This is a genomic window from Sphingomonas elodea ATCC 31461 (assembly GCF_000226955.1).
In the GTDB taxonomy this organism is placed as follows: domain Bacteria; phylum Pseudomonadota; class Alphaproteobacteria; order Sphingomonadales; family Sphingomonadaceae; genus Sphingomonas; species Sphingomonas elodea.
In genome coordinates, this window is sequence record NZ_AGFU01000083.1 from 1 (window position 1) to 11409 (window position 11409).

The 11409-nt window shown below is 67.9% G+C and carries 11 protein-coding genes; 6 read left to right on the forward strand and 5 right to left on the reverse strand.

Going from position 1 to position 11409, the window contains the following annotated elements:
* Window positions 1-11: 11 nt before the first annotated feature.
* Window positions 12-875 carry an IclR family transcriptional regulator gene (locus KK7_RS0118160; protein WP_010546063.1) on the reverse strand — a complete coding sequence of 288 codons (864 nt, stop codon included), beginning with the start codon at window positions 873-875 and terminating at the stop codon, window positions 12-14.
* 131 nt (window positions 876-1006) lie between these two features.
* Between KK7_RS0118160 and KK7_RS0118165 the strand changes: the two genes are divergently transcribed.
* The 4 genes from KK7_RS0118165 (at window position 1007) to KK7_RS0118180 (ending at window position 5152) form a co-directional block, all read left to right on the forward strand.
* Entirely contained in the window at window positions 1007-1747 is a 741-nt protein-coding gene (locus KK7_RS0118165) for an SDR family oxidoreductase (protein ID WP_010546064.1), read from the forward strand.
* A 5-nt stretch (window positions 1748-1752) separates the two neighbouring features.
* Entirely contained in the window at window positions 1753-3075 is a 1323-nt protein-coding gene (locus tag KK7_RS0118170) for an L-fuconate dehydratase (protein WP_010546065.1), read from the forward strand.
* A 93-nt stretch (window positions 3076-3168) separates the two neighbouring features.
* The gene (gene fucP, locus KK7_RS21160) at window positions 3169-4452 is read left to right on the forward strand and encodes an L-fucose:H+ symporter permease (protein WP_010546066.1); all 1284 of its coding nucleotides are present in this window, start codon (window positions 3169-3171) and stop codon (window positions 4450-4452) included.
* A gap of 196 nt (window positions 4453-4648) precedes the next feature.
* A complete protein-coding gene (locus KK7_RS0118180; RefSeq protein WP_010546067.1) occupies window positions 4649-5152 on the forward strand; it encodes a DUF4262 domain-containing protein in 504 nt (167 codons plus the stop codon).
* Between the two features lie 132 nt (window positions 5153-5284).
* Here KK7_RS0118180 and KK7_RS0118185 read toward each other — a convergent pair whose 3' ends face one another.
* Genes KK7_RS0118185 through KK7_RS21165 form a run of 4 tightly spaced genes read right to left on the reverse strand, consistent with a single transcriptional unit; the run spans window position 5285 to window position 8733 of the window.
* Window positions 5285-5902, reverse strand: coding sequence for a LutC/YkgG family protein (locus tag KK7_RS0118185; RefSeq protein ID WP_010546068.1), 618 nt, complete (start codon window positions 5900-5902; stop codon window positions 5285-5287).
* Window positions 5899-7290, reverse strand: a complete 1392-nt coding sequence (locus KK7_RS0118190; RefSeq protein ID WP_010546069.1) for a lactate utilization protein B — start codon at window positions 7288-7290, stop codon at window positions 5899-5901. The genes KK7_RS0118185 and KK7_RS0118190 overlap by 4 nt, the downstream gene beginning before the upstream one ends.
* Window positions 7287-8051 (reverse strand): (Fe-S)-binding protein, encoded by a 765-nt coding sequence (locus tag KK7_RS0118195; protein ID WP_010546070.1) that lies wholly within the window; start codon window positions 8049-8051, stop codon window positions 7287-7289. The genes KK7_RS0118190 and KK7_RS0118195 overlap by 4 nt, the downstream gene beginning before the upstream one ends.
* Before the next feature lie 49 nt (window positions 8052-8100).
* A complete protein-coding gene (locus tag KK7_RS21165; RefSeq protein WP_100207637.1) occupies window positions 8101-8733 on the reverse strand; it encodes a TetR/AcrR family transcriptional regulator in 633 nt (210 codons plus the stop codon).
* 102 nt (window positions 8734-8835) lie between these two features.
* Here KK7_RS21165 and KK7_RS0118205 point away from each other — a divergent pair, with 102 nt between their 5' ends.
* Window positions 8836-10026: an efflux RND transporter periplasmic adaptor subunit gene (locus KK7_RS0118205; protein ID WP_010546072.1), complete on the forward strand. Its 1191-nt coding sequence runs from the start codon at window positions 8836-8838 to the stop codon at window positions 10024-10026.
* 6 nt (window positions 10027-10032) lie between these two features.
* Window positions 10033-11409: efflux RND transporter permease subunit (locus tag KK7_RS0118210; protein ID WP_010546073.1), on the forward strand; the 1377-nt coding region annotated here is incomplete at its 3' end.

Consider the following 11409-nt stretch of genomic DNA (forward strand, 5'->3'; position numbering starts at 1 on the left):
TGCCGCCGCCGTTATCCCAGCGCTGCGTCCGCCTTGGCGCGCGGGCGCCGCCGCCGGACGGGCGGCGCGACCGACAGGCTGGGCACCACCGGCGCCTCGACACGGTCGAACCAGCCGAGCGCCGAGGAAATCGCTGTCGCGGTCGCCTTGAGCATCTCCAGCGCCTCGTCCTGCGCGACATGAGGTTCGTCGTCGATCGCCGCGAGAAACGGGATGGTCAGCGCGGCGACCACATGGCCGTCGAAGCCATAGACCGGGCAGCTCATGTCGGAGACCCCCGCCATGCGCGCGCTGGGGATCGATTCATGCCCCTGCACCCGCACCGCTTCCAGCCGCTCGGCCAACCCTCTGGGCAGTCCGCGCGGATAGAGCGCCTTGCGCCGCTCCCCTTCCATCGCCGCGAGCAGAACGTGGCCGGAACAGCTGGTCAGCAGGTCGATATCGGTTCCCAGCCGCACCGAGAAGCCGGTAGGGCCCGGGCTTTCCTGCCGCGCGACGATCAGCCCGCGCGTGCCGTTCACCACCACCAGATGGCAGGATTGCTGCGTCGCCGCCGCCAGGCTGTGCATCAGGGGCGTCGCGACATGGGTCAGCTCCTGCGCCGGGGTGGCACGATGCGCGATCTCGAGCAGGCGGTAGGTCACGCGATACCGATCGCTCGCACCGTCCTTGTGCAGCCAGCCGCGGCGATCGAGCACCACGATGATCCGGAACAGCTCGCTGATCGAGCGGCCCAGCCGCTGGGCGATCTCGCTGATGGTCAGGCCCTGCGGTGCGTCGCTCAGCAGTTCGACGACCTCGATGCCCTTTTCGAGCGCCGGCGCTGCATAGGTGGGTTGCCGCTCTTCCGGTGCGGCCGATCCTCTCTCTGTCATGCAGCCAGCCTAGCGGCGATCACCAATTCTGTCATGCCAATCCACGACAAATCGGCGAATTTCCGTCGCAAGGGGGATTGAAATGAAAGTTACTTTGACAGATGAAAGTCACTGTCAACGAAGGGGAGGCCATGCGCTTTAACGACAAGACCGTGCTGGTAACCGCTGCCGCCCATGGCATCGGCCGCGCCACCGCACTCCGCCTGCGCAACGAGGGTGCCCGCGTGTTCGCGCTGGATCGCGATGCTGCCGCGCTCGCGACCATGGAAGGCGTCGAGGCGGTTCCGCTCGACCTGCTCGATCCCCACGCAATCGCTGCGCTTCCCGAGAAGATCGGCGCGATCGACGCGCTCGCAAACATCGCCGGTTTCGTGGCGGCGGGTTCGATTCTCGACGGCAGCGATGCGGATTGGATGCTGTCCTTCGACCTCAACGTCCATGCGATGCACCGCATGATCCGCGCCTTCCTGCCGGGCATGCTGGCGCGCGGCGGCGGGGCGATCGTCAACATGTCGTCGATCGCCTCCAGCGTGAAGGGCATCCCCAATCGCTATGCCTATGGCGCCTCCAAGGCCGCGGTGATTGGCCTGACCAAGGCGGTCGCGGCAGACTTCGTCGCGCAGGGCATCCGCTGCAACGCGGTGTGCCCGGGCACCGTCGACACGCCCAGCCTGCGCCAGCGCGTGTCCGATCAGGCCGATGCGTCGGGCATCAGCGTCGAGGACGCGCACGCCGCCTTCGTCGCCCGCCAGCCCATGGGTCGCCTCGGCCGCGAAGAGGAAATCGCCGCGCTCGTCTGCTATCTCGCCAGCGACGAGGCTGCCTTCACCACCGGCGCGGTCCATGTGATCGACGGCGGCTGGGTCAACTAAGGGACATGATGAACGCGCTCTCCAACGACGTCGCCGCCGCACAGGCCCTCTCTGCCAGGATCACCGGGCTGCGCACGGTCGACCTGCGCTTTCCCACCAGCACCGCGCTCGACGGCTCGGACGCGATGAACCCGGACCCCGATTATTCGGCGGCCTATGTCATCCTCGAAACCGACGTGCCCGGCCTCGAGGGCCATGGCCTCACCTTCACCATCGGCCGCGGCAACGACATCTGCGTCGCGGCGATTCAAGCGATGCGCCACCTGGTGATCGGCCTCGACCTCGCCTGGATCGCCGAGGAGCCCGCACGGATGTGGCGGCACCTCACCGGCGACAGCCAGTTGCGCTGGATCGGCCCGGACAAGGGCGCGATGCACCTGGCGACCGGCGCCGTGGTCAACGCGATCTGGGACCTCTGGGCCAAGGCCGAGGGCAAGCCGGTGTGGCAGTTGGTCGCGGACATGACGCCCGAACAGCTCGTCCGCGCGATCGACTTCCGCTACCTCACCGACGCGATCACGCCGGAACAGGCGCTCGCGCTCCTCACCGAGCGCGCCGCCGGCAAGGCCGAGCGCATCGCCACGCTGCAGGCGACCGGCTATCCCTGCTACACCACGTCGGCGGGCTGGCTCGGCTATCCCGACGAGAAGTTGCGCCGCCTCGCCCAGGAAGCGGTCGATGCCGGGTTCGACCATATCAAGCTCAAGGTCGGCCGCGACCTTCAGGACGACATCCGCCGCGTCACCATCGCCCGCGAGGTGCTGGGGCCGGACCGCAAGCTGATGATCGACGCCAACCAGGTGTGGGAGGTCGGCCAGGCGATCGAATGGGTCAACGCGCTCGCCTTCGCGCATCCCTGGTTCATCGAGGAGCCGACCAGCCCCGATGACGTGCTGGGCCACAAGGCGATCCGCGACGGCATCGGCCAGGTGCAGGTCGCGACCGGCGAGATGTGCCAGAACCGCATCCTGTTCAAGCAGTTCATGGCGGTGGGCGCGGTCGACGTGATCCAGCTCGACGCCTGTCGCATCGGCGGGGTGAACGAGGCGCTGGCGGTGCTGCTGCTCGCCGCGCGCTACGGCCTGCCGGTATGCCCGCATGCCGGCGGCGTGGGGCTGTGCGAATATGTCCAGCACCTGTCGATGATCGACTATCTCTGCTTCGCCGGGACGATGGAAGGCCGGGTGATCGAATATGTCGACCATCTGCACGAGCATTTCCTCGATCCCTGCGTGATCCGGGATGCCGCCTACATGCCGCCGTCGCGCCCGGGCTATTCGATCGAGATGAAGCCGGAAACGCTGGACGCCTATCGCTTCCGCGGATGAGGTGGGAGGGGCTCCGTTCGCGGGGCCCCTGCCGCATCTGGACACCAAGCCGATCAAGCCCAACAAGGGCATCGGACCCCAAGGAGAGGACATATGGCCCGTACGGCCGCCCAACGTTATACCCCCGCCATCCTCCTCACGGTGTCGCTGTTCTTCCTGTGGGGCATGGCGAACAACCTCAACGACATCCTGATCGCGCATTTCCGCCGCGCCTTCACGCTGAGCGATTTCGAGACCAGCTTCGTCCAGCAGGCCTTCTACATGGGCTATTTCCTGCTCGCGACGCCGGCGGCGATGCTGGCGCGGCGACGTGGCTACAAGGCGGCGATCGTCACCGGGCTGACGCTGTACGCGATCGGCGCGCTGCTCTTCTATCCGGCAACGCATTTCGGCGAATATCGCTGGTTCCTGGCGGCGCTGTTCGTGATAGCCTGCGGCCTCGCCTTCCTGGAGACCTCGGCCAGCCCGCTGATCGCCGAGCTGGGCAGCCCCGAAACCGCCGCGCGCCGGCTGAACTTCGCCCAGGCGGCCAACCCGCTCGGCACGATCTTCGGCGTGCTGGTCGGCAAATACTTCATCCTCTCCAGCTTCGCGCAGGACGAGAAGGCGCTGGCGGCGATGTCCGCCGCCGAGCGGACCGCGACGCTGCGGGGCGAACTCGCCTCGGTGCAGACGCCCTATCTGGTGATCGGGCTGGTGGTGCTCGCCTTCGCGATCGCCGCCGCGCTGATCGCCTTCCCGGACAACCGCAAGCAGGGCGACGCACCGGCGGTACCGACGGCCAAGGCGCTCGGCACCGTGCTGCGCGACCGGACGCTGGTCTTCGCGGTGGCGGCGCAGTTCTTCTATGTCGGGGCGCAGGTCGGGCTGTGGAGCTACACGATCCGCTACGCCCAGGTGAACCTGCCCGGCCTCAGCGAGCAGGGCGCGGCCGACTATCTGTTCGCCAGCCTGGTGCTGTTCGGCGTGGGCCGCTTCGTCGGCGCGGCGCTGCTCGGCAGGGTGAAGGCGCCGCAGCTGCTGGTGGTGTTCGCCGGACTGTCGGCGGTGCTGGCGGCGGTGGCGGTGTTCGTCGGCGGGACGACCGGGCTCTATGCGCTGGTGGCGGCGAGCTTCTTCATGTCGATCCAGTTCCCGACGATCTTCGCGATCGGCATCGGCGGGCTGGGCCCGCTCAAGCAGATCGGCGCCTCGCTGATCGTGATGGCGATCATCGGCGGCGCGGTGCTGACCGCGGCGATGGGGCATCTCTCCGACCTCGCGGGGATCAACCTCGCGCTGCTGGTGCCGGCGGTGGCGTTCCTGGTGGTGCTGGGGTTTGGTCTGCGCGCGACCGGGACGGCGGGGGACGTGGAGTTCGCGCCGGCGGGGCATTGAGGCCCTGAAAAAATCCTCCCCCGGAGGGGGAGGGGGACCGCCGCCGAAGGCGGTGGTGGAGGGGTGTCCCGGCCGGAGGCGGAAGTCCGTGCCCCAGCTCCGTCAGCCCTTCGGGCGGCCACCTCCCCTTACAGGGGAGGAATGAAGGCGCAGAACTGCTGTGTCGTTGCTCCGTCAAAGCCGCTAGAGAATAGGCATGCGAACCGCCCTAGATGCACCACTCCAAACGCTAGACGCGTTAGACCGGGACTTTATCGAGAAGGTTCGGGAATATGGCTGGGCGTACACGGCAGTGCTTGCCGACGCCCAAGGCCCGAGTTTCTGTTTCACCACTGGCTTGTGGCTCGCCACCGGCCACCCCGAATTAATCCTCTTCTCGATGAAGCGGGACATCGCACGAGACGTGTTCGCCGATCTGTTCCGAGATGCAAAGGCGGGGAACCGATTGGCGGTTGGTCAGGCGTCCAATCAAGTCTTTTCGAATCTTCCAGCCTATGCTTTTCCTGTCGCCAAACGCTTCTACGCTGAGTATCTGGGGCGAAGCCGGTGGTTTTACGACGGCGACGACTTCCCTTGCCTCCAGATTGTTTGGCCCGATCGGGACGGCGAATTCCCTTGGCAGCAAGGCTTTGATCTGGAGTTTGTCGACGATCAACCGGATCTGACAGAACGTGGGTGGCCACAAGAAGTCAGCGGCTAATCAAGTGGACTAAGCCCCTCCCCTTCAGGGGAGGGGTTAGGGGTGGGGCATGACCGAGAAGCGAGTCCTACGCTTGAAGCGGAGTCCCCCACCCCAACCCCTCCCCTGAAGGGGAGGGGCTTAAGAAAAAGATCACCCCACCAGCACCACATGCAGGTACCGCGGGCCATGCGCGCCGCGGACATAGGTGCCTTCGATGTCGGTCGTGCCGCTGACGCCGGTTACCCAGTAGTGCGCGCGCGGCACCGCGCCGCCCGGCGCGGCATCCTCCAGCCAGCGGACCAGCGCGGCGACTTCCAGTACGACGATGTGCCGCAGCGCCAGGAAGTTGGGCAGCATCGGCGCTTCCGGCGAGGTCTCGAACACCAGCGAGCCCGTCTCCGCCACCCCGGCGCGCGCAAACGCCAGCACCGCGCCGTCGTCGATCGGGCATTCCGCCAGCCGGGTCAACCCGGTCCAGTCGAGCCCCGCCACCCGCGCATCGGGCGGCAGCCACAGCGACGGCGTCGCGCCCTCGGCCGCGAGATACCCGGCCACCGCCCCCGGCAATTCCGCCAGCGACCCGATCCGCGCATGCGTCGCCGCCACGCTCGGCAGCGCAAGTTGCGCCAGGAAGCGCGCCACCAGATCCTCCGGCCCCGTCGGCCGCTCGCGTTCCTCGCCCGCGAGCAGGCTCGCCGCCTCCGCCGCCAGCATCGCCGGGTCGCGCGCCGGCCCCAGCCGCGCCAGGATCGCGTCGCGCGCGCTCATCGTTCACCCTTTCGATAGCGGTCCATGAAGCTCTCCGCCGCGGGTGCGGGAAAGTCGCGCCCGCCGGTCCAGCCGCCGGCCAGCGGCAGCTTCGATATCCAGCCGCGCCCGGCCAGCCGCATCGCCCGGATCGCCCAGCGCACGCCCGCGCGGTAGACCCAAGGCCGCCGCGCCGCCCAGGCCCAGATCCCCAAACCGGAACGCAACGTCACCGGCTCCAGCCCCTCGCGCCAGCTCTTCTCCCGCCAGCCGCGCAGCAAGGTCGGCAAGGGGATCGCGACCGGGCACACCTCCTGGCACTTGCCGTTCATCGTGCAGGCATTCGGCAGGTCGCGGCTCGCCACCAGCCCGTCGAGCGCGGGGGTCAGCACCGATCCCATCGGCCCCGGATAGGTGCCGCCATAGGCATGGCCGCCGATCTGGCGAAACACCACGCAGTGGTTCATGCACGCGCCGCAACGGATGCAGCGGAGCATCTCCGCCAGCCCCTCCTCGCGCATCGCGCTGCGGCCATTGTCGACCAGCACGATGTGCATCTCCTCGGGCCCGTCACGGTCCCCTGCCCGCTTCGGCCCGGCGTAGAAGGTGGTGTACTGGGTCAGCGCCGCGCCGGTCGCCGAGCGGGCGAGCAGCCGCAGCAGATGCACCGCATGATCCATCGAGGGCACAAGCTTCTCGATCCCCGCCGTCACGATGTGCACGCGCGGCGGCACCAGCGAGAGTTCGGCATTGCCCTCGTTGGTGACGGTGCAGATTTGCCCCGTATCCGCGATCAGGAAATTGGCGCCCGAGATGCCGACATCGGCGCCCAGCATTTGCCCGCGCAGCTGGCGCCTTGCGCTTGCCGCCATCGCGACGATGCTTTCCTCGACATGCGGTTCGCGGTGGCGGGCGTGGAACAGCTCGGAGACCTGCTCGCGCGTCTTGTGCATCGCCGGCCAGATGATGTGCGAGGGTCGTTCGCCGGCGAGCTGGATGATGTGTTCGGCAAGGTCGGTCTCGACCCGGCCGATCCCCGCCGCCTCCAGCGCATGCGGCAGCCCGATCTCCTCGCCGAGCATCGACTTGGAGCGCGCGACGCTCTTCGCGCCCGCCTTGCGGCAGATATCCACGACGATCGCGCAGGCCTCGTCGGCGGTAGCGGCCCAGTGGACCGTCGCCCCCGAAGCGGTCGCCGCCGCCTCGAACTGGACGAGATAGGAACCCAGATTGGCGATCACATGGTCCTTGATCGCCGCCGCCCGCGCGCGCGCCGCGGCGAAGCTGGGCCAGGCGCCGATCGCCGCGCCGCGCTTGACCTCGGCGGTGCCGGCGGTGCGCTCGACCGCGACCTTGAGCTGGCGGTCGGCGAGGGCTGCGTCGACCCGTGCGTCGAACGCCCGGCTCACTGCGCTTCCCCGATCGCGGGCCCATCGGCCATGCCGGCCAGCACCTCGATGGTGTGGAAGGCGCGCACCTCCGCCCCGCGCCGGTGGAGCTTGCCCGCCATGTTCATCAGGCAGCCGAGATCGCCGGCGAGCAGCAGGCCCGCGCCGCTCGCCTCGATCGCCGCCGCCTTCTCGTCGGCGATGGCGTTGGAGATCGCCGGGTATTTCACGCAGAAGGTGCCGCCGAAGCCACAGCACGTCTCCTCGCCGGCGAGCGGCACCAGGTCCAGCCCGTCGACGGCGCCGAGCAACCGCCGCGGCTGCGCCTTGATGCCGAGCTCGCGCAGGCCCGAGCAGCTGTCATGATAGGTCGCCGTCGCCGGCAGCGCCACGCCTTCGGGCCGCCAGCCGCGCGCGTCGAGCCAGGCGAGAATCTCCCAGGTCTTCGCCGCAACCGCTTCTGCGCGCGGCCCCCAAGCAGGATCATCGGCGAGCAGCTCCGGATAATGGCAGCGGATCGTGCCGGCGCAGCTGCCCGAGGGGACAATGATCGCCTCGAAGCCTTCCAGCATCGCCACGTTGCGGCGGGCGAAGTCGGTCGCGGTGGCGCGATCGCCGGAGTTGAGCGCGGGCTGGCCGCAGCAGGTCTGCGCCGGCGGCACCACCACGTCGCAGCCGGCATCGGCGAGCGCCCGCAACGCCGCAAAGCCCACGCGCGGCCGCATCGCATCGACCAGACAAGTGACGAACAGCGCGACGCGGGACGGGGGATCCTGGCTCATGGTTTTCCCATTTGCACATTCTGGGAGCGCTTTCCAGAAAGCGCGCTGTTCAGCGTTTGGCGGCCTCGGCCTGCATCTCGGCGACCTCGCGCCGCAGCATCCTCAGCATCAGCGCCGCAGCGCGATCGGTATCCTCGGCCGGACTGAGGAAGCGGTGCTGCATCAGGCCGAGTGCCGTCGCGGTGATGACATCGGCGAGCGCCAGGCGCCGTTCTGCGCAGGCCTCGCCCGGAAGCAGCGCCGAAAGCGCGGCCAGCATCGCGCCTCGCACTTCCTCGCGCGTGCCTTCGAAGATTGCCTTGATGCGATCGTTGCGCGCGGTTTCGGCGACGATTTCGGCAAATAGCGGGTCCGACTCGTCCGCCTCCGGGCGCACGAAATCCGCCAGCCATTTCCATACGAACTCGGAATCACCGCTCTGGATGCCCGCGCTCAGCGACTCGGGCGCGAGGAAATCCATGCAGTCCGCCTGCACGATCTCGGCCACGATCGCCTCCTTCGAAGAAAAATCGCGATAAATTTGACCTACCGCAATGCCCGATTCCTTGGCGATCTGGGCCACGCCGGTAGCGTGAAAACCGTTCGCAATGAACAACCTGCGCGCCGCCGATACGATCTTTTCGCGGCGCAACATGGCCTTTTCGCGGTGTGGAACCCCGCTGCCTTCCGTGGTTTCTGCCATCCAAGCCACCTATAGAATCGTCTTGACCGAGTCACTCGCTTCGCAGTAGCGGCGAATGTGAGCGAACGTTCACTCACATATATCACAACGGCAGGCTGAAGCATGACTTTTCTCCGTCACACCGCGCCGGCTCTCGCGCTTATCCTCACCGCCTGTGGCGGCCAGCCCCAGCAGCAGGGTGCCGGTGGTCCCGGCGGTCAGGCCGCCCCGCCTCCGGTTTCCTATGTCGTCGTCCAGCGGCAGGCGGTGCCGCTGACCAGCGAGCTGCCCGGCCGCCTGAGCCCCTATGAAAGCTCGGACGTGCGCCCGCAGGTCAACGGCATCATCCTCGAACGGCTGTTCACCGAAGGCGACATGGTCCGCCAGGGCCAGCCGCTCTACCGGATCGACGCCGCGCCCTACCGCGCCGCGGTCGCCAGCGCCCGCGCGGCGCTGTCCCGCGCCCAGGCGACGATCGCCTCCACCGAAGCGCTCGCCCGCCGCTATGGCGATCTGGTGAAGATCAACGCGATCTCGAAGCAGGATTACGAAAACGCCGTCGCCAGCGCCGCCCAGGCCCGCGCCGACGTCGCCGCCCAGCAGGCCGCGCTGCGCACCGCCGAGATCGATCTCGCCCGCACCACGATCCGCGCGCCGATCAGCGGCCGGATCGGCCGCTCGATCTACACCACCGGCGCGCTGGTCTCGGCCTCGCAGGCCGATGCGCTGACGACGATCCAGCGGCTCGACCCGATCTATGTCGACATCCAGCAGTCGAGCGCCGACGTGCTCAAGCTGCGCCAGGCGATCATGGCCGGCCAGGTTGCCAAGGACGGCAACGCCAAGGTCGCGCTGAAGCTGGAGGACGGCAACGACTATGGCGCGCAGGGCACGCTGCGCTTCGCCGACGTAACCGTCGACCAGACGACCGGCAGCCAGATCATCCGCGCGCTGTTCCCGAACCCCAACGGCCTGCTGTTGCCCGGCATGTTCGTGCGCGCGCACCTGATCGAGGGCACCCAGCAGAACGCCATGCTGGTGCCGCAGCGCGCGGTGAGCCGCGACGAGCGCGGCAACCCGGTGGTGCTGGTGGTCGGCGCCGAAAACAAGATCGAGCCGCGGCCGATCCAGACCAGCCGCACCGCCGGCGACAGCTGGATCGTCACCGGCGGCGTGAAGCCGGGCGACAAGGTGATCGTCGAGGGCGCGATGATGCTGCGCCCGGGCATGCCGGTAACGCCGCAGCCGTGGAACCCGAACGCCAAGCCCGCGCAGGGCCAGCCGGGCGGCGCTACTCCGGCTCAAGGGAAGTAACCCCCCATGTCGCGCTATTTCATCGATCGCCCCATCTTCGCATGGGTCATCGCGATCATCATCATGCTGGCCGGCATCCTTGCCATCCGCACGCTGCCGATCGCCCAGTTCCCTGCCATCGCGCCGCCCGCCGTCTCGATCACCGCCACCTATCCCGGTGCGGACGCCAAGACGCTGGAAAACACGACGACGCAGATCATCGAGCAGCAGATGAAGGGGATCGACCACCTTCGCTACTTCTCGTCCTCGTCCTCGTCGGCCGGCACGGTGACGATCACGCTCACCTTCGAGCAGGGCACCGATCCGGACATCGCCCAGGTGCAGGTGCAGAACAAGCTGCAGGCAGCGACCCCGCTCCTGCCGCAGGAAGTCCAGCAGCAGGGCATCCAGGTCGCCAAGGCGACCCAGAACTTCCTGGTGGTGATCGGCCTCTATTCGGAAGACGGGTCGCACAGCGGCACCGATCTTGCCGACTATGCCGTGTCCAAGCTGCAGGACCCGCTGTCGCGCGTGAACGGCGTGGGCGACACCCAGATCTTCGGTTCGCAGTACGCGATGCGCGTCTGGGTCGATCCGGTGAAGCTGAACAAGTTCGCCCTGACGATGGACGACGTGACCGCGGCGATCCGGGCGCAGAACGCACAGGTCTCCGCCGGCCAGCTGGGCGCGCGTCCGGCGCCGAAGGAGCAGATGCTCAACGCCACCGTCTCGGTGCAGTCGCGCCTGACCACGCCGGATCAGTTCGCCCAGATCCGCCTCAAGAGCGGCACCGACGGCTCGGTGGTGCGCCTGGCCGACGTCGCTCGCGTCGAGATCGGTGCGGAGAGCTATGGCTTCGATTCCAAGTGGAACGGCAAGCCCGGCGCCGGCATCGGCATCAAGCTCGCCCCCGGCGCCAACGCGCTGACCACGGTCGACCTGGTCAAGGCGCGCGTCAACGAGATCGCCAAGACCTTCCCCGGCGACATCAAGGTCATCTACCCGTATGACACCACGCCGTTCGTCCGCCTGTCGGTCGAGCAGGTGGTGCACACGCTGATCGAAGCGGTGGTGCTCGTCTTCCTGGTGATGTTCCTGTTCCTCCAGAACTTCCGCGCCACGCTGATCCCGACGATCGCCGTGCCGGTGGTGCTGCTCGGCACCTTCGCGGTGATGGCGATCGCCGGCTATTCGATCAACACGCTCACCCTGTTCGGCATGGTGCTGGCGATCGGCCTGCTGGTCGACGACGCGATCGTCGTGGTCGAGAATGTCGAGCGCCTGATCGTCACCGAACATCTCAGCCCGATCGACGCCGCGCGCAAGTCGATGGACGAGATCACCAGCGCGCTGGTCGGCGTCGCCCTCGTCCTGTCGGCGGTGTTCCTGCCGATGGCGTTCTTC

Coding starts and splice junctions, on each gene's coding strand:
- KK7_RS0118160 (WP_010546063.1), bottom strand. CDS start 875: ATGACAGAGAGAGGATCGGCCGCACCGGAAGAGCGGCAACCCACCTAT.
- KK7_RS0118165 (WP_010546064.1), top strand. CDS start 1,007: ATGCGCTTTAACGACAAGACCGTGCTGGTAACCGCTGCCGCCCATGGC.
- KK7_RS0118170 (WP_010546065.1), top strand. CDS start 1,753: ATGATGAACGCGCTCTCCAACGACGTCGCCGCCGCACAGGCCCTCTCT.
- fucP (WP_010546066.1), top strand. CDS start 3,169: ATGGCCCGTACGGCCGCCCAACGTTATACCCCCGCCATCCTCCTCACG.
- KK7_RS0118180 (WP_010546067.1), top strand. CDS start 4,649: ATGCGAACCGCCCTAGATGCACCACTCCAAACGCTAGACGCGTTAGAC.
- KK7_RS0118185 (WP_010546068.1), bottom strand. CDS start 5,902: ATGAGCGCGCGCGACGCGATCCTGGCGCGGCTGGGGCCGGCGCGCGAC.
- KK7_RS0118195 (WP_010546070.1), bottom strand. CDS start 8,051: ATGAGCCAGGATCCCCCGTCCCGCGTCGCGCTGTTCGTCACTTGTCTG.
- KK7_RS21165 (WP_100207637.1), bottom strand. CDS start 8,733: ATGGCAGAAACCACGGAAGGCAGCGGGGTTCCACACCGCGAAAAGGCC.
- KK7_RS0118205 (WP_010546072.1), top strand. CDS start 8,836: ATGACTTTTCTCCGTCACACCGCGCCGGCTCTCGCGCTTATCCTCACC.